The organism is Mesorhizobium sp. (assembly GCF_017306585.1).
Classification (GTDB): domain Bacteria; phylum Pseudomonadota; class Alphaproteobacteria; order Rhizobiales; family Rhizobiaceae; genus Mesorhizobium.
Window position 1 is genome coordinate 1 of record NZ_JAFKIC010000125.1, and the last position, 20,708, is coordinate 20,708.

A 20,708-nucleotide genomic window follows, 5' to 3' on the forward strand; every position below is an offset into this window, starting at 1 on the left:
CATCCTGATTGCAACGATCGCCCAGAGAACATCGCTGCAATGCCTTATCCAACAGGTGCGGCGAATAAATCCCATAATCCATTGAAAATACATGCATTTTTTGGTGATAGAGAATGCAACAATAGACGAAACTGCCTACATTGGAACTTGCTAAGCGATAGAAATCAAACAGATACTGTTGAGCCACAGCCGCTCACGAGAAACTGCCCAGCTCGGGATAGCCGAGATCGGCGAGACCGAACATTTCGTCGCCATTGGCATTCAATTCGATCGCAATCCAAACTCCTTCGCCGAGCAGATTGAAGAACTTGACGACCGGCAGGTGATCGGCGTTGCGCTCGCGGACATTTGCGATCAGGCGCTCGCACAGTTCGCCAGTGAGGAGGATCATGCCGCCCTCCTGTTGATCTCGGTCTCATCGACCTCGCGCCCTAATGTCGGTCCTGGCCTGATGGATGGATCGCTACGGCGGCAATCCGATTCACTCGGCCGTGCCGCCACTACAATTTCACATACCCCCGCCGCAGCCGTCGGACAGGTTCCAAACATCCACGATCTGCTTGCCGGTAAAACCGTGTTCATGGATCAGGTATTTCGCCAGTCCGCCATACATCTTCCAGCGCCAGCATTGGCAGCAGCACGGGCCTTTCTCGTTTGAATTGGCCATTGCGTAGTCGTAAGCCTTCTGCTCATCGCCGGTGAGCTGCATGTCATAGTAGGCCGTCGCCTGTTGCGCGGTCGCCACCGGTATGTCGTAGGGATCCTGCGGGATCATCGCGATGTCGCCGTATTTGGTCAGGCCATCCGTTTGTTCTGAATAGCGCTTCAGGTCCATCGGACTGCAACACGAGCCCTTGATCCGCGATATGGCCGGCATGGTGGCGATCGAGTCCGTGAACTTGCTCAAGCAGGAGCTGTTGCCATTGTGGCTGAGATCCTCGAAACGCTTAATCAACCACGGATCGCTGGCAGCGACCGCTGTGTTGGCGCTCAGGAAGACCATCAGCCCGGCGACCGCGACCGCCATGGCGAGCGTTTTTCCCGCGAGGTTCGAAATAGGGGCCATTTGAAAATTCCTTTCCCGGCCTTCAGCCGATGCGCGTGAATATCGGAAACTGCTCGAGAAGCCAGAACGAGAATGTCGACATCTGTCCGGTGATCATGGCGAGCCCCATGACGACCATGATCGCGCCGGCGGCCGGTTGCAGCAGCCGGCCTGCCCGGCGCATCGCCTTTAGCCGCCGCGCTAGGCTGTCGGTGAACAGCGCGGCAAGCAGGAACGGAACGCCAAGGCCAAGCGAGTAGATCGCAAGCAGGGCAACGCCGTCGGCGACCGTGGCGGAGGCAGCACCCACGGTCAGGATCGAGCCAAGAATCGGACCGATGCAAGGCGTCCAGCCAAAGGCGAAGGCCAGACCGAGCGCGTAAGCAGACATCGCACGGCCGCCCGGCGCGGCGGCATGAAACCGCGCTTCGCGCATCATCCAGCCCGGTCGGACGAGACCGATCAGGAACAGGCCGAACAGGATGACGACGGTGCCGCCGACGAGGTTGAGTTCGATGCGGTAGCTAAGCAACAGCCGCCCGAGCGCCGTGGCGCTGGCGCCCAGCACAATGAAGACGGTCGAGAACCCGAGCACGAAGCACAAACTGAGGCCCGCCGCCGACAAGCGGGCCGTCCGATCGGCCGGCCCGTCAGGCTGCGTTCGACCGGCGACATAGGAAACATAGCCGGGCACCAGTGGCAGCACGCAGGGAGAGAGAAACGAGACGATGCCCGCCGCAAACGCGGTCAGCACGCCGATGTTGGAGAGTTCGGGCATCGATCAGCTACCTCATTTCTGCAGCCCCCGCGCCCGCTCGATCAGTTTTTTCATCGTCTCAAGATCGGTGGCGCCGGGAAAAATCTGATCCCCAACAATAAAACCTGGAGTTCCGGTTATTTTTAGCGCTTGGGCTAGTTCCATATTGCGGTCGATCGACGCCTGGATTTCCGGGCTCTGCATGTCGGTCTGCATGCGCGGGACATCGAGGCCTGCCTCGGCCGCGACCTTGAGCACCACCGCCTCGGTCACCCGTGTCTTGGCGCCGAACAACGCCTTGTGGAACTCCACGTACTTCCCTTGTCGGTCGGCCGCGAGTGCTGCCTTGGCCGCGAACACGGAAGCCGGCCCGAGGATGGGGAATTCCTTGTAGACGATCTTGAGTTGCGGATCGTCGGCCACGGCTTGCGCCATGATAGGTGCTACCTGGCGGCAATAGGGACAGTTGTAGTCGAAGAATTCGACCATGGTGACGTTGCCTTCCACGTTGCCGCCAACGGGGCTTTGCTTGTCTCGAAGGATATCGTCGGCACGCGACGCAAGCGTCGCCTTTGCCTCGGCCGCATCGGCCTCGCGCTGGCGTGCCTCCAACCCTTGTATCGCCTCCATGATGACCTCGGGATGCGCGATAATGTAGTCGTGCACCCGTTGGTCGAACTGGTCCTGGGACATTTCACCGGCCGCGATCGCCGATCGCTGTGCGCCCTGAAAGCCCGGGTTGAGCAGGAGCCATCCCGTCACTCCGGCAAGCAGAAGCGTGCGGACAAGCCAGCCCCCGTATCGATTTGCCTGTTTTAGCCTGCTGATCATGTACGTCTCTCCTTGTTATCCGTTAAGGAGGCCGGGTCGGCATGGCCCCCGATGAAAACTGCGTCAAAGAGGTCTTTCAGTTTTGCCAGCCAGCCCTCGTCCTGCTCATGGTGCGGACGCTCGACGTCGTTGGTGAGCGCGTTGACGAAGGTGACGAGATTGATCGGCGCAAAATTCAGGCCGTGGAAATTCGCCCGCCAGCGGCCCTGCTTGTCGATCACATGAGTGACGGTGCCGTGCATCTGATAGCCGTCATCGGTCAGGGCAAACTTGTGGCCGAAGGCCTCCGCCAATTTGCGGGTCGTGTCCTCCGGCTGTTCCTGGGTCGTGGTCAGGGGCAACCAGTTCACCGGGTCGAGCCCATGGGCCGGCCCGTAATTGCGCAGCACGTCCGGCGTGTCTCTCGTGGGATCCGTCGTGATGGTCACGAAGGTGACCTGATCCTTCATCGGCGTGCCGTTCACCATCGTCTGGATCTCGGCAATCTTCTCGGCATGGAGAGGGCACACATCCGGACACGAGGTGTAGATGAAGTGAAGGACGACGACCTTGCCACGCAGATCGGCCATTCGCACGACGTGCCCTTCGGCGGAGCGCAGCGCAAAATCGGGCGCTGGCTTGTCGATCTGCTGGAAATACTTCTCGTCGCCCTGAAGCATTGCGTCGACTTCATCCAGCGAGTGCGCTTCCGCACTCTGGACAAAGCTGAAAACCAGTGCCGTCAGCGCGATGAGGCTGCGCAGCAGGTGCATCCCCAGCGAAGCCTTCGGCTCTTTTTGGACCCGGACGAACATCACCTATTGTCTTTCGGGTTGATGGGCACCGCGTTGGCGCCATCGCCCTCACCGTCGGCTTTTGGGACAACATTTTCGGTCGAGCAGGCGCGGCCGGTCATCCTGTTCATGCAGAGGCCAAGCGCGCACATGGCGACGCAGGGCAGGACGCTGAGCAACAGCGGCGCGACGCCGACCGCGACCAGCAAGGTCCAGTTGAAGGCGAGGCCGGCAATGGCAATGACCGCGCCTGCAGCGCTCAGGCCCCGCCAACCGCCGAGATAGTTGCGGATGGCGAAGTCGCCACCGGGCGAGGCCTTGGTTCGGGTCAGTTCCGTAGCGGTCATCTCATTTTCCTTTCTCAGTCTGCGGCGACATGGCGGCGGATGAACGCGACCATTTCGGGCGCGTCCCATTCCGCCGGACCGATCAGCCGACCGACTTCCATGCCCTTGCTGTCGATCAGCAAGGTTGTCGGCAGGCCGAAGACGCCGAGCGCGAACATTGCCTTGCTCGATGTGTCGATGTTGAGGGCGAGATGAGCGATGCCGATCTCCGTGAAGAACTGTTTCACCATGTCCGGGCTACGATCTATCGACAGCGCGACGACCTCGAAATCTGGCCCGCCGAGTTTGGCCTGCAGCCGGTCGAGCGTCGGCATCTCTTTCCGGCAGGGCGCGCACCATGTCGCCCAGATGTTAAGCAGCACGGCCTTGCCGGAAAATTCGGCGAGTGTTCTGCGCCCGCCCTCGGCGTCCTCGAAGCTGATTTCCGGCACCGGCAGGGGAGCCTCGTGAACGGCAAAATTCTGCGGCGCCTCGATAGCGGTTGCGGGCTCCACCGCGAGTATTGCGCCGAAGAGGGCGAGAGCAAGTATCTTCATGGTTGCTGCTCCTTCGCCTCTGCCCTCAGGCGCTCGACCAGCGGCAGGATCGTCTTCCCAAGCGCCTCTTGGGTCACCGCGCCAATGTACTTGTAGGCAATGCGGCCGTCGGCGCTCACCACGAAGGTTTCAGGTACACCGTAGACGCCCCAGTCGATGGCGACGCGGCCGTTCAGGTCCGCTCCGGCACGCGTGTAAGGATCGCCCATCGTGTCGAGCCATCTTGCAGCGCCGTCGGGCCTGTCCTTGTAGTTGAGGCCGTGGAGCGGCACCTTGCTGTCGGCCGCCAGCTGCATGAACACGGGATGCTCCTCGCGGCAGGCGAGGCACCATGACGCAAAGACGTTGACGAGCGAAACCTCGCCCTGGAGGTCGCCGCCCGACAAGCCGAGCGTGCGTCCCTTAACAGGTGCCAGGCTGAAGGCGGGCACCGGCTTACCGATCAGCGCCGAGGGAATGTCCGACGCATTGCGGGTAAGTCCCCAGGCAAGCACAATGGCGAGCCCTGCAAAAACCACCACAGGCAGGACCACCAGCAGCAGCCGCCAAACGGGCCGGCTGGCCGGCCGATCTGATCCAAGAATCTCACCGCGGGTCATCATGCCACCGCCCAAATGTGATTCCCTGCCCCGTTCGCACGTATCTTGCGAGCGCTGCCACTGTGAGCAACAGAACGACTAGGACAAGAAAGCCCGCAACGGACAGAAACGTCATGGCCAGCCAGGTTTTGGCAGGGCAATCGGACATATTGGCCATCATCGCAATGCCTCACTCTGTTGCGTAAACGGTAGGTGCTTTGCCGTCCTTCGTGAAAGCGTAGATCGTCCAGGTCCCAGCCTTCTCGCCACCCATGCCGGGAGCGCCGGTCGGCATGCCGGCCAGCGTGATGCCGGTGATGGCAGGCCGTTCGGTCAACAGCTTCTTGACGATATCGACTGGTACCAGGCCGTCGACGACATAGCCGTCGACCATCAGCGTGTGACAGCCTTCGAGGTCGGCCGGCACGCCGGCATCACTGCTGATCTGGGATAGGTTGTTGACCGGCTTGATGTCGACCTTGAAGCCGTTGTGTTCCAGATATCTGGCGTAGGATTCGCAGCAGCTACATTGCGGATTCTTGTACATCACCGCGTTGATGGTCGCCGCGACAGCAGGCAGCGGCATGGCGATCGCAATAGCGAAGGCGGCGAGGGAGTAAGTCAGTTTCATTGCAGTTCTCCTTGGTTCATTGGTTGGTCTGGTTGGCGAAAAGGTTCAGCGATTGGCGAAGGACTCAGGTGACTCGGAACACGGTCATCAGGCCGGCCATCTGATGGTCGGCGACATGGCAGTGCAACATCCAGTCGCCGGGATTGTCGGCGACGAAGGCGCATTCGATCGTGTCCTTGGGGGCGAGCAGCACCGTGTCCTGCCATTGCCGGTGCGGCACCGGCGAACCGTTGCGGGAAAGCACCAACATGCTGAAACCGTGGATGTGCATGGGATGCCACCAGGCGGTTTCGTTGCGCATGGTGAGATGACAAGTGGCGCCGCGTTTCAGCGTGAACTGCGGCGCCATGCCGGCGTGGCCGTCGCCGGTCATCGACATGCCGTTGATCGCCCAGGCAGCGACGCCGTTTATGCCGGGCGTCGCCATGCCCATCATGCCGCCGACGCCGGCGAGCTTGCCTCCACCCATCATGCCGCCTTGCAGGATGATCTCCTGACGTTCGGCCCTGGTGAGGTCGGGTTCGGGCAAGGGATTGCGGGGTAGGTCAACAGGCGCATCGAGCGGATGGTTCCGCAGCGGCGGTGCGTTGTCATAGGCAAGCTTGGTCAGCGTGTAGACGAGACCGTCATAGAAGTCGTCGGTCACCGCGTAACGCGTGCCTGGGTCGCCCTGCATGTCGATCACGACATCGATGCGCATGGCAGGCGCGAGAACCAGCCGGCCGTCTTCCGCTTCGTACGGGTCACAGGGCTGGCCGTCGATCGCCACAATGATCGGGTGATGGCCTTCGAAGCGCAGTGCCATGATGCGGGCAAGCGAGGCGTTGATAATCCGCAGCCTGACGCGCTCGCCCGCCTTCACCAGTTGGTCGGCCGGCACCGTGCCGTTGATGGTAACGACATTGCCGACGCGGCCGGACATGGCCGCGTCCATCGTGCTGCCGGAGCCGGGAACGATCTGCTTATCGGCGGTCAGCCGCCAGTCCTGGAGCATCCACACAAGGTCGCGATCCACAACAATAGGCTCGGCCTCCTCGACGATGAACGCGCCGGCAAGTCCGCGGCCGAGCTGCACGAGGCTGTCGGCATGCGGATGGTACCAGAAGGTGCCGGCGTCGGGCGGCGTGAACTCATAGACAAAGCTTGTTCCCGGCTTGATCGGTGCTTGGGTCAGGCCAGGCACGCCGTCCATGGCGTTTTGCAGCCGGATGCCATGCCAGTGAACCGTGGTATCCTCGGAAAGCCAATTCTGGACCGTGATGCGAACCGGCCTGCCCTGCTGCACACGTAGTATCGGGCCGGGCACCGTTCCGTCATAAGCCCAGACAGCGGTCCATGGACTATCCGGACCAGCAAGGCTGGCACGGCCGTGTGTTGCCTTCAGCTCGCGCTCATCGACCTCGGATGCCCGGAGTGACCTGGCGGTAAACAGGGTTGTCGAGGCAGCGCCTGCCGCCGCAACGAGAAATCCGCGGCGCGACATGAAATGACTGAAATCGGAATTCACCCTTGTGCCCTCTGCGATCTCAATCGACGGCGGCCGTCGATTGATTGCTGTCCGCGCCCGCCGCTCAAGCGCGCGTAGCGGGCGACCAAACGCCAGAAATCAGCCGCAGGACGGCTAAACCAGCGTCAGACGAGATCGATGGGTCTTGGAGGGAATGGGTCGGGCACGGAACTTCGCCCGCGCAGGAACCGGGCTGGTAGCGCCGATGGCTGCTGCGCCCGCAGAACCATCCTGATGGCGAGATCTTGCGGCAACACAGCCAGGACAGGTGCGACGCATACCGGCGGACAGTGAATCGGGTTGCCGCTGTCGCTCGTGCCCTTGAGGCAAGCCTTGCAATCGCCATTCATGGCGGAACCGGTGGCCATGCCGACGTCGGCGGGCATGGTCATGCCGCTGCCGGTCATCATCGTCATCTTGGCCGACATCACGCTGGCCTGAGCGGCAGAAAAGCTAAACCCGACAGTCAGGAAGACCGCGAGCAGCATGACAAGGACGTGTTTTGGCGACGAGCATGCCATCATAGCCCTCAGGCTGGTCTCGAAATGTGCGTTTGGCAAGTCAAAACAAGAGTCTGCAACATTGAAACAGTCCCACTCGCCGAGATGTGATGGTAAGCAATCGATTTCGCGAAATGACTCGCTATCGCGCCCTTATCGGTTCACTCGTCTCCCTCGCCTAGACCCGTCGTCGCGATAAAGTTCATACCACGCGGCCCCGCCTTCGTCATAACAAGGCTCAATACCCCGGCGACTTCGAGTTTGGCTGAACGGGACGGAACCAAGAAAAGTCGAAGCCGTCGTGCCAAAATTCGAATTTTGTTAACCTTACTGACGAACGATGCTGTTATTGCTATTAACGCGAAACGCGACATCGAGCTGTCAACGGCAGAGCAGACAGCAGGGGCTGATCCACAAGGGACAGAGATGAATTTGTTTCAGCGACTGCTCGGTTTTTTGACCCTGCCCGCCCTCGCCCTGGTTATGTCAGCTTGCGTGTCGACGGTTCTTGACGTCGACAACAAGGCAAATCAACCAATTGCGGCAAGCCTCATCAGCGATATGAGCAAGCGCAAAATGATGCCGGCCGATCCCATTCTGATCCGCATCTTCAAGGATGAAAGCGAGCTTGAGATCTGGAAACGTGATCGCACCGGGCGTTATGCCCTGTTGAAGACCTTTCCGATGTGCCGCTGGTCCGGGAAACTCGGCCCAAAAACGAGAAATGGGGACCGGCAGGCTCCAGAAGGATTTTACAACGTATCCGCAGGCATGCTGAATCCGAACTCGCAATATTATCTCTCTTTCAATCTGGGCTACCCGAACAAACTGGAAAGCGCCCTTGGCTATAGCGGCGAAGCCTTGATGGTTCACGGCGCCTGTTCGTCTTCAGGATGCTTTGCGCTCACGGATGCAGGCGTCGCGGAAATCTACGCCGTTGCCCGTGAAGCCATCAGGGGCGGCCAGTCCTCCTTTCAGGTGCAGGCTTTTCCATTCCGGATGACGCCTGAAAACATGGCACGGAATCGAAATGACCCTAATTTCGATTTTTGGACAAACCTGAAACAGGGCTACGACATTTTGGAGGTCACGGGTCGTCAACCCAGGGTGACTTATTGCGGCAGACGATATGTCTTCGACGCGACCTTTGAGGGTGGCGATCCTCGCGACCCGCTGGCTTCATGTCCACCGATGCTAAATGCAGAAAACGGTGCCGTGGTCGCTCGACGCGTTTCAGATGAACGCAAGATGGAAGCGGACCTTGCCTCCGGCACAAATATATCGGCCCATGCATATTCAGATGGCGGCATGCATCCAAGTTTTCGGAAACTGCTGAAAAGCCGGGGGCCTGCGGTGCTTGCTCAGAAAACATCATTGGATGACGTTCCGATTAGTCGACCGGATGCTGCGCTGGCGGATCCCCACGCGCCGAGCGAATGACATGCAGAAGCCCAGAATGCCGTTCGATCCTGTCGAGGCGGGATCGCAGTGTTTCCTCATTTGCCAGATTTGGCCACGGTATTACCGCATTTCGGCTTTCAATAAGCGATGGTTAATAAGCGAGGGTTAACCATTAGGATCGATATTCGGATGTGAAAACGACGCATCCGTTTGGGCAAATCCGGGGACAAACGGCAGCCTGCAAGGCCTTTTGATTTGAACAGCATCGAACGACACCCAGACGGTCGGCACTATCACATGAGCGTCTGGCCGAGATGGCTGGCAGCTGTGATTGTTGCCTTTGGGGTTCTTGCCACGATGGCTGGTGGCGCAAACGCCGAAACACGTTCGCTGAAACTCTATCACCTCCATACACAAGAAAAGGCCGAGATCGTCTACAAACGCAATGGCCGCTACGATCCGGAGGGTCTGAGAAAGATCAACATCATTCTGCGCGACTGGCGTCGCAACGAGCCGACCAAGATGGATCCGCGTTTGCTGGATCTGGTCTGGGAATCGTACCGCGCCAGCGGCGCCACCGACTACATCCAGGTCGTCTGCGGCTATCGCTCGCCGGCGACGAACTCGATGCTTCGCAGCCGCAGCAGGGGTGTAGCCAAAGAAAGCCAGCACATGCTCGGCAAGGCTTTAGATTTCTACATTCCCGGCGTGCCGCTGAAGAAGCTGCGCAACATCGGCCTCAAGCTGCAGGGCGGCGGCGTCGGCTACTATCCGTCATCCGGTTCGCCCTTCGTCCACATGGATGTCGGCAACGTGCGCCACTGGCCTGGCATCAGCCGCCAGGAACTCGTCAGCCTGTTCCCCAACGGCAAGACACTGCATGTGCCGAGCGATGGCAAGCCGCTGCCTGGCTATGAGCTTGCGCTCGCCGCCTATAAGGCACGTAAGGGCGCTGGCGCTCCGACAATCGAGATGGCCAGCGCAAGCGGCGGTTACAAGAAATCCGGTGGTCTACTGGCTGCTTTCTTCAGCAGCGGTTCTGACGAGTCGGATGATAGCGCTGATGTCGCGACCGCCGCGCCTGCGCCCAAGCCGAGGGCCGTGAAGCCGACAGCGATCGCAAGGAGCAGCAACCTCCCGGCCATAGCCGTTGTGGCGCCGCAGGATGCGCAACGCGCCGACATTACGCAGATTGCCGATGACAACGCTGCCGATTCGCAGCCGCAGCAGGACACGCCCGAGACCATTATCGCGGCGCTGCCGGCGCGCAGCATTCCGCTGCCTGATTTCGCACCGCGTCCGAAGGCCGATGTCGGCGCGGAGCCGCCGAGAGATGTTCCGCTCGGCATGGCGGATGCCACTGCCGCCCTCAAGCAGACGGTGGCGACGGCGCAAGCGCCGACGAGCGTTCCGTCAGGCATGACTGATCCTGCCATCGTTGCCTATCCAGCTGTGGTCGCGGTTAACAACATTCCGGTACCGGCCTGGCGTCCCGACCGATCGCTGCCGGCTGACCTCGCACCGCAAGACAAGCATGTGCTGCTGGCGCTGGCGGATACCGCCTCACATGACCAGACTGCCAGTGATGTATCTTGGGTGAAGCCAACTGCCCGGCTTGACAACGCCGAGGTCAAGGCCGTCCTCGATGAATATCAGGTCGCCTCCTTGCCGGAGCCAAGCTCGTCGTTCAGTGATCCGGCCGGTGTGAATGTCTTGTCGCCGCGCAGCCAGATTTCTGCCCTGCCCGCCGATTCCGATCCGGCTGGAGTGATTCCCGCGTCGCCGCGTAGCGCGATCTCTGCCCTGCCGGCCGGTTCCGATCCGGCTACAGCGATTGGCGCAGGCGTGAAGACCACGCCCAAGGAAGCCAGGGCAACCGCAGGGGACCCGAAGCACAATCCCAAATCCGTGGTGGTCGCCGCTGCGCCGCGAGCCGCACGCTGGGCGCTGAACAGCGGAGAAAATATCGCCACAGTCTCAAGCGCAACGACAGCGCCGCGCTATGCCTACAATATCGTGCACACCCCGCCGAGCGAGGTCTATACGGCCGGTTTCCAGCCGAACAATCAAATGGCCGACGCCAACAGATTTACCGGCAACGCCATCAGGTTCATGTCGATCGCCCGCTTCCAGACCAGGTGAAGACTTGCTGATCTGGAGGATTTAGGAACCACGGCTAAGAAAATCAGGCGGTGGCGATTTCGCCGTCGTCAGAGACTTCAAGACGATTGCACCAACCTCTATGAAACGCGACGGCCGCTAGACTGCCGCCAAAAGGAGCGTCGAAACCTGATGGGTAGCCGCGACCGACTGCAAGCAAGGCATTGAAAGCCGACGCGGGCGAAGGCAATGCCATGGGGATCGGCGGAAGGCCCTCGTTTCTCATCGGTACACAAATGCTCGTCGGTGCGCAGTCCTATGAAACGTTGAAAACCGCTATCGATCCGGATCTCGGCGCGATGTAGCTGACCCGTTCATAGATGGTCCATGAGCAAATATGGAGCGTAAGTTCCTACTGTACGGCGCCCACCAAAATCGGTTGGCTCGCGCGGATCGAAACCCAGCGCCCCGTGTTATCGATCGCCTGACGCTTCAGGAAACTATAGTCCGTTTCATCCCACAGACGGACCTTGTCGGTCAGATTGTCGAGGAGAAAATCGCCTTTGTCTGTGCGTACGGTCAGAACAGCATGGCCCTCCCCGTCCGGCTTGCGCACGACAGTGATCAGAAGATCGGCAAACGACAATCCCGTGCGGAAAAGCTCACGTCGCTTTTCCAGAACATAATCTTCGCAGTCGCCAACACCTTTGTCTGGATAAGCCCAGACTTCATCCCTGCCGTAAATGTCGTAGTCGCTCATCGGCTTGACGGCGGCGTTGACCCTGACGGTGACGCTGGTCAGCTTCCGAAGGAGTGCGTCAGTCATCCTCGCTGGAGCGAGGTTGCTCGGACGGATCGAGCATTCGGCAGGATTGGTCCGGCAGAAATCATAGTGTCCGATCGGTTGCGAGGTCAGGCCGCCGGTTGCCATCGGATGGGCAGCAGCCGCTGGCGCTGCCGACCATGCCGAAACAGCCAGTCCGACAGCAATCCCGGCACACGCGCGCACCACTCGCGCCGTCGAAAAGGAAATCATTATCCCGCCAGCCCCTGTTAGTTAACGAAATGTTAAAGGAGATTTACAATCCGTGTCAATTACGTCGGCAGCCGAATTGGCAGCATGGTTACCCACGTGGCTGGAGCAGCGGCCGTTATGCAAAGGCTCAAGACCACGAGCGCGATGCCCTGCCGTTCGACATTAGAGTGAGTCGCTACCAGCGAGCGACTACGTTCGCGCCGACGCCCCCGATCACCGCCAGACCCGCGACAGCGATCGTGTACCAGGTCGCTACGAACAGCGGAGAATCGTCCGTGCACTGGGCCGCGTAGAGCGTCGCCGCAATCGCTCCTGCAAATATCCCACAGACCGCGCCTGCTAGGGTCGGCCGTGTCGAGGCGCCATGACGTAAGACTGCCAGGAAAATGCCCAAGGGACCGATGCCAATTAGCGGTATGTAGGTTAGGCATACCATGCTGTTCCTGCCTATCGTTCTCGCCGACCAGATATCCGGTGGAAGCAGGAAGAGTTCGACGATCACCGCAACGGCGATGAGCAGGGGAGCGACCGCCAAATACGGAATTGTTTTTCGCCACGCATCGCCTGGAGTTGACAGTGCACGGGCAGGAACGAACGCGCTCGCCGCGAGCGATATGGTGACGACAAATTTGAACAGAAAACGCGGCGTTTGTGCTGCCGCGGCAAAGTCTGGTCGAAGGCCGAGCGTAGCGAAAAAGACCGATGCAGCAACCAGAATTGCCAGTCCTATCGCCCCCCACCATATGGAGGGGAACAACAGCACAGGGCGCCTTGCGTCCATGGTCAACGTCTTGATGAGATCATCTGTCTTCATTTCAATTCGTTCCAAACCGCCGGAAGATGGCTTTCAGGCCACGGTGAAGCGCAACTCGCACCGCCGTGTCACTCATGCCTAGGGACATGGCCGTCTCGCCGATCGAATGCCCCTCGACTGAGACGGCCGATACTACCGCTCGCTGACCTGGAGTAAGCGTTTTAAGTGCCCGACCAATCTCAAGTTCACTGACTGCATCGGGTTCCGGCTCGGCGTAACTATCGGCGACGTCTCCTATCTCCACGTGGATCCGGCGACCCTGCCGGCGAAAGGCGTCTATCAGTTTGTGGCGCGCAATTGCATAAATCCATGGCATGACGGGTCCGTCTTCCCGCCAAGTATGACGTTTCAGATGGATAGCCAGCAGCGTCTCCTGCACCACGTCCTCTGGATCAACGCCGCCCTTTACAATCCTCTTCTGGACGAAACCTCGAACACAGCGTGCTGCTTGGTCAAGAAATCGCTCATAAGCGTTTTCGTCGCCAGCAATTGCGGCTCTCAACAGCCGCGCGAGTTCGTCTTCGGCCAAGGCGCTCAAAAGCCCTTTCTCCCGAGTTCGTCAAAAACCTGCCGTTGTTACCTCGGCTGCAAATTATTGTTCCGCCTGATGGCCAGCCAATAACTCATTCGTGTGCGCCGAAATACAATGCGAACGTCCCGAAACGGTCGCTGGCTCGTGGCGACTAGATACCCTTGGGCAGTGCGAGTTCGTTTACCAGGACAAGATTTTCCAAGCCAATCACGCGTCGTTGGATAGTTACATTAACCAAAGAGGATCAAGAAGGGGGAAATTGACTGTGCGAACATGAACGATCACTCGCCGCGAATACGCAACCCACTCGGAGCTTTGCCTGCGAGCGCCGCCGCGCGAATGCCTTGGGTAGATACGGCAAAAGGCCTTTCGATCATCCTGGTTGTGATGATGTACGCGGCTTACAACACCGGGGAATATACCGGGCAAGTCGGGTTCCTGCATTACGTCATCGGTTTCGCGACTCCCTTTCGGATGCCCGAGTTCTTTCTGATTTCAGGGCTTTTCCTTTCGCAGGTGATCGATCGACCGTGGCGCCGCTATGCCGACCGGCGAATCTTACACTATGCCTATTTCTATGCCGTCTGGGCGATCATCATGATCGGCCTGAAGATAGGCATCTATGGCCGGGACCCCAGCTCGATGCTGCGTGACATCGCCATGTCGGCCGTCGAACCGTATGGCGTCTTGTGGTTCATCTACATGCTGGCTGTATTCGGCCTTGTGGCAAGGCTGTTGTGGCAGTTGAAAATCCCCGATCCCATCGTGATCGCACTGGCGGCCGTGCTGCAGATGTCGGGCATCGAAGCGACCAGCTACATCCTGACGCAATTCGTTGCCTATTTCGTTTTCTTCTATATCGGCTATGCGGCGGCGCCGTTCGTATTCCGCCTGGTCGGATGGACGCAGCGCCATACTGTCCTGTCCGTCGCAGGCTTGCTCGTCTGGGCGCTCGCGAACGGCTTGCTGGTCTTTTCACCGGGATTCTCGGTCCAACCAACGGTCACACATATGGGACTGGCTACCTTTCCACCGCTGCATCTTGGCCTCGCCGTACTGGGCGCCCTGGCGCTTTGCGTGCTGGGCGCGCTGCTTGTCAGGCTTTCTTTCATGGATTGGCTGCGCTGGCTCGGCGAGCATTCCCTGGTGATTTACGTCGCCTTCACGCTTCCGATGTCAGTCTTTCGCGCGGTTGCCTTAAGGACTGGGCTGATCACCGAAACGGGAGCACTCAGCCTCGCAGTTCTCGTTGTTTCTTTGGCCGGCCCCGTGCTGCTCTACATGCTGCTCAAGCGCGCTGGCATTGGTGCCTTCTTGTTTGAACGGCCAAACTGGGCGCGTCTTGCAGGATCGGACGCCCTGCCCGCGCCGAAAGGGCAGGTTCCTTTAAGCGCGAGGCTCAAAACCGTGGAGTGAGAGGTTTCAACGACTAAGCGCCGCATCAGGGCGAAGGTCCAACTTCATTGCAAAGCTGGGACCGCCACATTCGGACCAAACTGCCGCCTCATTGCCATTGGAAACCGGTCTGGACGATGAGGCCGAACCAACAGAGCACCGCTTTGGCCAGCCGCGTCGTTGACTTTGCCGGCTGTGACGGGCAACTGTTTCGGCTCAATACGGCGAAAAGCCATTCCGCCTCGGGGAAGAAGCGCCTTTCTGGATGCACGATACAGCCGATGTCATCGCAGCGCTCGGCAATGAGCCGCCGCTGGTCGCGGATGGCCGCAGCCGCCCGCCTGACCGGCGCGAGATCTCGGCGCGCTGGCTGTCGGGCACCTTCCTCACCGGCGTCACCTCGAGTGTGCTGATGGGCGTGGCGCTGTTCGCCGCTGTTGACGGCCGCCAGCAATTGGCGACGCCACCCGAGATCGCCGAGTTGGCCCACGTCGAAAACGGCGGCGATTCCGGCGAAGTCTCCAAGACGACCAGGCTGGTGGCGCTACGCCAGATCGCCAAGGCCAAGGACCGCCGGCGCATGGAAGTGTCGATGGTGACGAAGGTCGGCGACCGCGACGTCATTAACACCGTACCTTTCGTGCAGATCAAGATGGCGCTTGCCGCCGGGCACACGACCAGCCGTCCCTACCCGCCTTTCGACCCCATGCAGGTGTTTGCCGACGACGGTGCCGAGCAATCGGCGCCAAGTGACACTGGCGTCAGTCAGATCTATGGCGCCAAGGTCGAAAGCGAGATGAGCCTGAAGACCGTCGATTTCCCGATCGAGACAGCTTCATTCGACGAAAAGAGCGATCTCTCCGCCGAGGAGGTGGAAAAGGTTGTGCGCGGCGCCGGCACGGGACTGAGCGATGGCGCGGTGCAGGTGGCGTCGCTGCACTATGTGGACCCTCAGCGCTTTGGAGACCAACTGACGCAGAGCATGGCCGGCTCTTATGATGTCAAGGTCGTGCCAGAAAACGTCTCGGTGTCGCCGCGTGCCATCGCCGACGACAAAGCGCCTGCCTTCGCCGAAGAAATCATTCCCTTCACCAAGGACCTCGACGTCACTGAGGCTTTTGCTGGTTCCGGCTACACAGGTGAAGACGCTACCGGCATGGCCGAAGCGATCGCCAAGCTGTTGAACGCGACTGCGCTCAAGGCAGGAACCGTTCTGCGCGTGGGGCTGGAGGTTCGCGGCGAGCAGGCAAAGGTTGTCCGCACCAGCGTTTATGACAAAACCCAGCACATCGTGACCATTGCGCTCGACGATCACGGCCAGTATGTGCCGGCGCAGGAGCCTGAACCCAATCCCGAATTGCTGACCGCGTTCGACGATTCGCCGCCGGTGACGGTGCGCGGCAATTTGCCGAACATCTATGACGGGATCTACCGCGCCGCTTATTCCTACGGCATGTCGAAGAAGATGACCCAGCAACTGGTCAAGCTTTTGGCATCCGGCGTCGACTTCCAGTCCCGGCTCAACCCGTCGGACCGCATGGATGTTCTGTTCTCGCAGCCGGACGGCGACGACCAACCTTCCGACAAGTCCGAACTGCTTTATGTCTCATCGACCTTTGGCGGCACCGTGCACAATTTCTACCGCTTCCACATGCAGGATGGAAGCACCGACTATTTCGACGAGAAGGGCAGCAGCGCCGAGCAGTTCCTGCTACGCAATCCGGTTCCCAATGGCAGGTTTACCTCTGGTTTTGGACTTCGGCGCCACCCGATCCTGGGTTACGTCAAAATGCATACCGGAACAGATTGGGCAGCCCCGATCGGAACGCCAATCATTGCGGCCGGAAACGGCATCGTCGAGAAAGCCGGATGGGCCAGCGGCTATGGCAAACAGACAATACTACGTCACGCCAACGGCTATGAGACCTCCTACAACCACCAGAACGGCTTCGCCAAGGGCATCGTGCCGGGGGCTCAAGTGAGGCAAGGACAGGTCATTGGCTATCTTGGCTCGACCGGTCTTTCCACCGGTCCCCATCTCCACTACGAGTTGATCGTCAACGGCACCAAGGTCGACGCGATGCGCGTTCGCCTTCCGGTCGGCAAGGTGCTGAAGGGCGATGACCTTGTAGCCTTTAAGCGCGAGCGCCAGCGCATTGACGACCTGCTCAAACAGGAAGACAGCGATCACTTGAGGGTAGCAAGCGTCAAGGGCGACGACTGTGCAACAATTTGCTAAGATTCTGCGACAGATACAGCACGCCCGTCGGCACCAGGTATCCGTTTGAAATCGAGCCATCCGTTTGGGGAGCCTGTGAGAAACAAGCTTTGTCGCAACAGTCCAGGCTTTGCTCTCCTGCCTTGGAGGCGTATCGATGAATCGCCAATCGGCATTTAGAACCGCGTCAATCGCGCCGATGGTCGCCTTTTTCTTGTCGGGCCAGGCAAGCGCACACCCACACGTTTTTGCCGAAGCAAGCCTCAGCATCACGCTTTCCCCTGACCGGTCCTCCGTCAACTCGCTGCAGCACTTGTGGCGCTTCGACGAAATCTTTTCCAGCACGGTGATGATGGAGTTCGACAAGAATCTCAAGCTCGACAAGGCAGAAATGAATCTTGTCTCCGAAACGGTCTATGCGTCCCTTGCTGAATATCACTATTTTCAGCTCGTAACCGTCGATGGAAAAGACATTTTGATGGATCCTCCACCCGCACTCACGACAAAGTTTGAGAATGATCAACTGATCGTCTCCTTCGAATCGAAGCCGAAACAGCCGGCTGATGCTTGCCGGCAAGATTGATTTCGGCGTGTACGATCCGACCTTCTACACCGCCATCGATTTCTTGACTGATGACAAGCTGGTGGTCGATCAGCTGCCGGCGACCTGTACTCGCTCTGTCATCAGACCGAATGCCGACGACGCCATTTCTCAGAATCAGAAAACCCTGACGGACGCGTTTTTCAATGATCCCGCTGGGACTGATATGAGCAAGATATTTGCGACGAAGCTTGAATTGTCCTGTGGCACAAAGGATTAACAAGTATCGATTGCATGGGCGTTTCCGATCCTTGCCTGGGAGGCGCTTACCAACCGCAGGCCTTCCGAAACCACCGCACCAACCCCAGGCTGGCGCAATTTCTAAACAATTCTTTACCGAAATAATACAATTTTTATGCTTGTTAAATCTGTATTTCACTTAATATCTACTTCCTGATTTCGCGCCAAATAAGTTCAGCTGTGTCACTGTCTCCTTAAACGGGGAGACAAAAACAATGAAGACGGCAAGGGGCAGGCTGTTGCTTTTGACAATGGCGATCCAGCTATCCGGCTGGGGAACGGCAAACGCGGCAGGACCAGCCTTCATGAGCACAGGCGGCCGTACCACGCAGCCGGTTGGCCACTACGAATTCTGCCTGCGACGACCTGGCGAGTGTCGTCAGATGACGCCGAAAGGTCCGCCTGTTGTACTCTCCCGCAAGCTTTGGGCCGAAATCGTCGAGATCAACAACAGCATCAATACGAGGATCAAACCGAAGACCGACCTGGAAAACAATGGGGTCGAGGACTATTGGACTGTCGTCGACAATGGGTTCGGCGACTGCGAGGATTACGCTCTGGAAAAGCGCCGCGAACTGATGAGTGAGGGTGTTCCAGCTGGCGACTTGTTGATGACAGTGGTGCGTCTGCCGAGCGGCGACGGGCACGCCGTGTTGACCGTCCGCACCAGCCTCGGCGAGTTCATCCTCGACAATCTGGACTCGAGGGTGCTGTCCTTCGCGGACACCGACTACACCTACCTGAAGCGCCAGTCGACTGAGAATTCAGGCGTTTGGGTGACGATCAATGAGGGCAGCGCCGACGTGGTCGGCAGCGTTCGCTAGGGCCTGACAGGGAGACCTGGTCGCGTCCCTTCCCTCCCCTTGCAGCGACCGGTTTCAGGGCTAACGCCACCCCTGTGCTGGAGCTTGTTTCTGAACGGGCGCTGGCTGATATTTTGCCAAATCCAGTATCCAAGGCCGGCGCGATGATGACGGTCCCAGTACATTTCCGTGGAATTGAATAGGCAATATCACACCGCATCCGGTGGCGAAGGGTACAAATGATCTTCACAACGAGCCTCACCAATTGCCTTAGCACGCCGGACGCTCTCGGTTTCGTCAATGCTCCTAGTCTTGCAACCTTCGATGTCCGTAGCCCATCGACCGGTCTCCTACTGGCATCCCTGCCCGACATGGACTTGGGGATTCTAAGGGCAACCATCGACAAAGCCGCCGTCGCCCAGAAGGAGTGGGCAGGACGCCCGGCAGCGGAACGCAGTGACATCATGCGGCGATGGTGCAACCTCATCATCGCTCAGGTCCACGATCTATCCGCCGTTCTCACGGCTGAGATGGGTAAGCCGCTACCGGAATCAAGATCCGAGCTGCTTCACGCAGCAGCATATGTGGAATGGTACGCTGAGGAGGCGAAGCGAATTTATGGCGAAACGTTCCCGGCACCGTCGAGGGATAAACGCATGCTTGTCATCAAGCAGCCGATCGGCGTCGTTGGGGCGATCACACCTTGGAATTTCCCGGCGTCGATGGTCGCCCGCAAAGTCGCTCCGGCGCTTGCCGTAGGCTGTAGCGTTGTGCTTAAGCCTGCAGAGCAAACGCCACTTGTGGCCCTTGCCCTGCACACACTGGCTCAAAGGGCCGGGTTCCCAGATGGTGTATTCAATCTGATATTAGCCGCTAAAGGAAATGCGGTTGGAAAAGAGCTCTGCACCAATACCAAGGTTCGAAAAATCAGTTTTACTGGCTCAACCGAAGTGGGTCGGCTTTTGATGCGGCAATGCGCTGAACATATCAAGAAAATCAGCCTCGAGCTCGGTGGAAGCGCGCCCTTCATTGTCTTCGATGACGCCGATCTGGACGCCGCTATCGAAGGCGCGATGCAGGCGAAATTTCGCAATGCGGGACAGACCTGCGTTTCGGCAAACCGGATTTACATCCAGGATGGAATCTATGACCGTTTCGCCGAAAAGCTAACCGAGAAGGTTAGAAAACTATCGGTCGGCGATGGGGTCACGCCGGGCGTGGCCATTGGCCCGATGATCGATGCCAGATCAATCAAAAAGCTGAAATCGCACGTTGATGACGCCATCACCAAAGGGGCTCGTTTGCTCTGCGGTGGCAATCGGCACGGAAAATCAGGCACGTTCTTCGAGCCCACCGTCATTTCCAATGTTCGTCGCGATATGCTTGTGGCTTGCGATGAGACCTTTGGTCCGGTGGCACCGCTCATCCGTTTCAGCACCGTAGAGGATGTCATCGAGCAGGCCAATGACACTATTTATGGGCTTGCCGCCTATTTCTATGCAAATGATCTAAAGAAGGTTTGGCATGTGGCCGAGGCTCTCGAATATGGGATGGTCGGCATCAATACCGGGAGAATGTCCTCTGAAGCAGCTCCGTTCGGAGGTATGAAACAGTCCGGCATGGGAAGGGAGGGATCACGTCATGGCGCGGACGATTACTTGGAGATGAAGTATCTATGCTTCGGCAATCTCTGAGTTCGATTTACCGACGATCTGTCAAACAGCACCCGTTTGGCAGTCTCCTCGTTATGAATCTTCCGCATGTGGTGTCATAGGCTCTTCGATTTTGGGCTGTCGATCTGGCAGCGTTACCATCTGGCCGGACGCAGCGGTGGGCCTTTTCAAGGCCTCACGAGTGAGGCGATTTCCGGTCTTCTTCGCTTCCGTAGGAACAAATATCGTCAGGTGCTCATTAGCCCCGGAATTGAATGCTATCAGCTTCGTGACCGATCGGCGGCCAAACCTCCTCATCCTAATCGCGGTCTGCATCGCGGGACCAGGGACGTTTGCGGTCGCTATGGCGGTGCATGCCGCCTATTCGCAACCGTTTGAGTATCGGATTTT

General features: G+C 58.9%; 20 protein-coding genes and 2 pseudogenes. 8 read left to right on the top strand and 14 right to left on the bottom strand.

The features are described 5' to 3' along the window. Positions 1 to 196: 196 nt before the first annotated feature. The 11 genes and pseudogenes from J0I79_RS11115 to J0I79_RS11165 form a co-directional block, all read right to left on the bottom strand. Positions 197 to 391, bottom strand: a pseudogene (locus J0I79_RS11115) (DUF2958 domain-containing protein); the annotation flags it as partial. Between the two features lie 117 nt (positions 392 to 508). Next, entirely contained in the window at positions 509 to 1,027 is a 519-nt protein-coding gene (locus tag J0I79_RS11120; protein ID WP_292857656.1) for a hypothetical protein, read from the bottom strand. Between the two features lie 61 nt (positions 1,028 to 1,088). Then, positions 1,089 to 1,823: a cytochrome c biogenesis protein CcdA gene (locus tag J0I79_RS11125; RefSeq protein WP_292857659.1), complete on the bottom strand. Its 735-nt coding sequence runs from the start codon at positions 1,821 to 1,823 to the stop codon at positions 1,089 to 1,091. Positions 1,824 to 1,835: 12 nt separating this feature from the next. After that, complete coding sequence (locus J0I79_RS11130) at positions 1,836 to 2,633, bottom strand: DsbA family protein (protein ID WP_292857662.1); 798 nt, start codon at positions 2,631 to 2,633, stop codon at positions 1,836 to 1,838. Continuing rightward, positions 2,630 to 3,385 (bottom strand): SCO family protein, encoded by a 756-nt coding sequence (locus tag J0I79_RS11135; protein ID WP_292857799.1) that lies wholly within the window; start codon positions 3,383 to 3,385, stop codon positions 2,630 to 2,632. Before J0I79_RS11135 ends, J0I79_RS11130 begins: the two co-directional genes overlap by 4 nt. Before the next feature lie 41 nt (positions 3,386 to 3,426). Next, complete coding sequence (locus J0I79_RS11140) at positions 3,427 to 3,753, bottom strand: hypothetical protein (RefSeq protein WP_292857665.1); 327 nt, start codon at positions 3,751 to 3,753, stop codon at positions 3,427 to 3,429. Between the two features lie 14 nt (positions 3,754 to 3,767). Next, positions 3,768 to 4,289 carry a TlpA disulfide reductase family protein gene (locus J0I79_RS11145; protein ID WP_292857668.1) on the bottom strand — a complete coding sequence of 174 codons (522 nt, stop codon included), beginning with the start codon at positions 4,287 to 4,289 and terminating at the stop codon, positions 3,768 to 3,770. Further along, positions 4,286 to 4,888, bottom strand: coding sequence for a DsbE family thiol:disulfide interchange protein (locus tag J0I79_RS11150; RefSeq protein ID WP_292857802.1), 603 nt, complete (start codon positions 4,886 to 4,888; stop codon positions 4,286 to 4,288). The genes J0I79_RS11145 and J0I79_RS11150 overlap by 4 nt, the downstream gene beginning before the upstream one ends. A 169-nt stretch (positions 4,889 to 5,057) precedes the next feature. Continuing rightward, positions 5,058 to 5,498 carry a DUF411 domain-containing protein gene (locus J0I79_RS11155; RefSeq protein WP_127384980.1) on the bottom strand — a complete coding sequence of 147 codons (441 nt, stop codon included), beginning with the start codon at positions 5,496 to 5,498 and terminating at the stop codon, positions 5,058 to 5,060. A gap of 64 nt (positions 5,499 to 5,562) precedes the next feature. Then, positions 5,563 to 7,005, bottom strand: coding sequence for a multicopper oxidase family protein (locus J0I79_RS11160; protein ID WP_292857673.1), 1,443 nt, complete (start codon positions 7,003 to 7,005; stop codon positions 5,563 to 5,565). Positions 7,006 to 7,130: 125 nt separating this feature from the next. Beyond that, complete coding sequence (locus tag J0I79_RS11165) at positions 7,131 to 7,493, bottom strand: hypothetical protein (RefSeq protein ID WP_292857676.1); 363 nt, start codon at positions 7,491 to 7,493, stop codon at positions 7,131 to 7,133. A 495-nt stretch (positions 7,494 to 7,988) separates the two neighbouring features. On the opposite strand from J0I79_RS11165, the gene J0I79_RS11170 reads away from it, so the two are divergent. The 3 genes from J0I79_RS11170 (at position 7,989) to J0I79_RS11180 (ending at position 11,371) form a co-directional block, all read left to right on the top strand. Further along, entirely contained in the window at positions 7,989 to 8,945 is a 957-nt protein-coding gene (locus J0I79_RS11170) for a murein L,D-transpeptidase family protein (RefSeq protein WP_292857805.1), read from the top strand. A 258-nt stretch (positions 8,946 to 9,203) separates the two neighbouring features. Further along, entirely contained in the window at positions 9,204 to 11,048 is a 1,845-nt protein-coding gene (locus tag J0I79_RS11175; RefSeq protein ID WP_292857679.1) for a DUF882 domain-containing protein, read from the top strand. Positions 11,049 to 11,230: 182 nt separating this feature from the next. After that, positions 11,231 to 11,371: a hypothetical protein gene (locus J0I79_RS11180; RefSeq protein WP_292857682.1), complete on the top strand. Its 141-nt coding sequence runs from the start codon at positions 11,231 to 11,233 to the stop codon at positions 11,369 to 11,371. Positions 11,372 to 11,418: 47 nt separating this feature from the next. Here the strand turns inward: J0I79_RS11180 and J0I79_RS11185 are convergent, their stop codons facing one another. The 3 genes from J0I79_RS11185 to J0I79_RS11195 form a co-directional block, all read right to left on the bottom strand. Beyond that, entirely contained in the window at positions 11,419 to 12,042 is a 624-nt protein-coding gene (locus J0I79_RS11185) for a transglutaminase-like cysteine peptidase (RefSeq protein WP_292857685.1), read from the bottom strand. Positions 12,043 to 12,217: 175 nt separating this feature from the next. Further along, the gene (locus tag J0I79_RS11190; protein ID WP_292857688.1) at positions 12,218 to 12,856 is read right to left on the bottom strand and encodes an NrsF family protein; all 639 of its coding nucleotides are present in this window, start codon (positions 12,854 to 12,856) and stop codon (positions 12,218 to 12,220) included. Between the two features lies 1 nt (position 12,857). After that, on the bottom strand, positions 12,858 to 13,394 hold the full coding sequence (locus J0I79_RS11195; RefSeq protein ID WP_292857691.1) for a sigma-70 family RNA polymerase sigma factor: 537 nt from the start codon (positions 13,392 to 13,394) through the stop codon (positions 12,858 to 12,860). A 267-nt stretch (positions 13,395 to 13,661) separates the two neighbouring features. On the opposite strand from J0I79_RS11195, the gene J0I79_RS11200 reads away from it, so the two are divergent. From J0I79_RS11200 to J0I79_RS11220, 5 genes and pseudogenes are all read left to right on the top strand, one after another. Next, positions 13,662 to 14,804 (top strand): acyltransferase family protein, encoded by a 1,143-nt coding sequence (locus J0I79_RS11200; protein WP_292857693.1) that lies wholly within the window; start codon positions 13,662 to 13,664, stop codon positions 14,802 to 14,804. Between the two features lie 244 nt (positions 14,805 to 15,048). Next, complete coding sequence (locus tag J0I79_RS11205) at positions 15,049 to 17,022, top strand: M23 family metallopeptidase (protein WP_292857696.1); 1,974 nt, start codon at positions 15,049 to 15,051, stop codon at positions 17,020 to 17,022. A gap of 178 nt (positions 17,023 to 17,200) precedes the next feature. After that, a pseudogene (locus J0I79_RS11210) lies at positions 17,201 to 17,822 on the top strand (DUF1007 family protein). A 235-nt stretch (positions 17,823 to 18,057) separates the two neighbouring features. Continuing rightward, entirely contained in the window at positions 18,058 to 18,666 is a 609-nt protein-coding gene (locus tag J0I79_RS11215; RefSeq protein ID WP_292857699.1) for a transglutaminase-like cysteine peptidase, read from the top strand. A gap of 218 nt (positions 18,667 to 18,884) precedes the next feature. Further along, positions 18,885 to 20,339, top strand: a complete 1,455-nt coding sequence (locus J0I79_RS11220) for an NAD-dependent succinate-semialdehyde dehydrogenase (protein ID WP_292857702.1) — start codon at positions 18,885 to 18,887, stop codon at positions 20,337 to 20,339. The last annotated feature ends 369 nt before the right edge of the window (positions 20,340 to 20,708 follow it).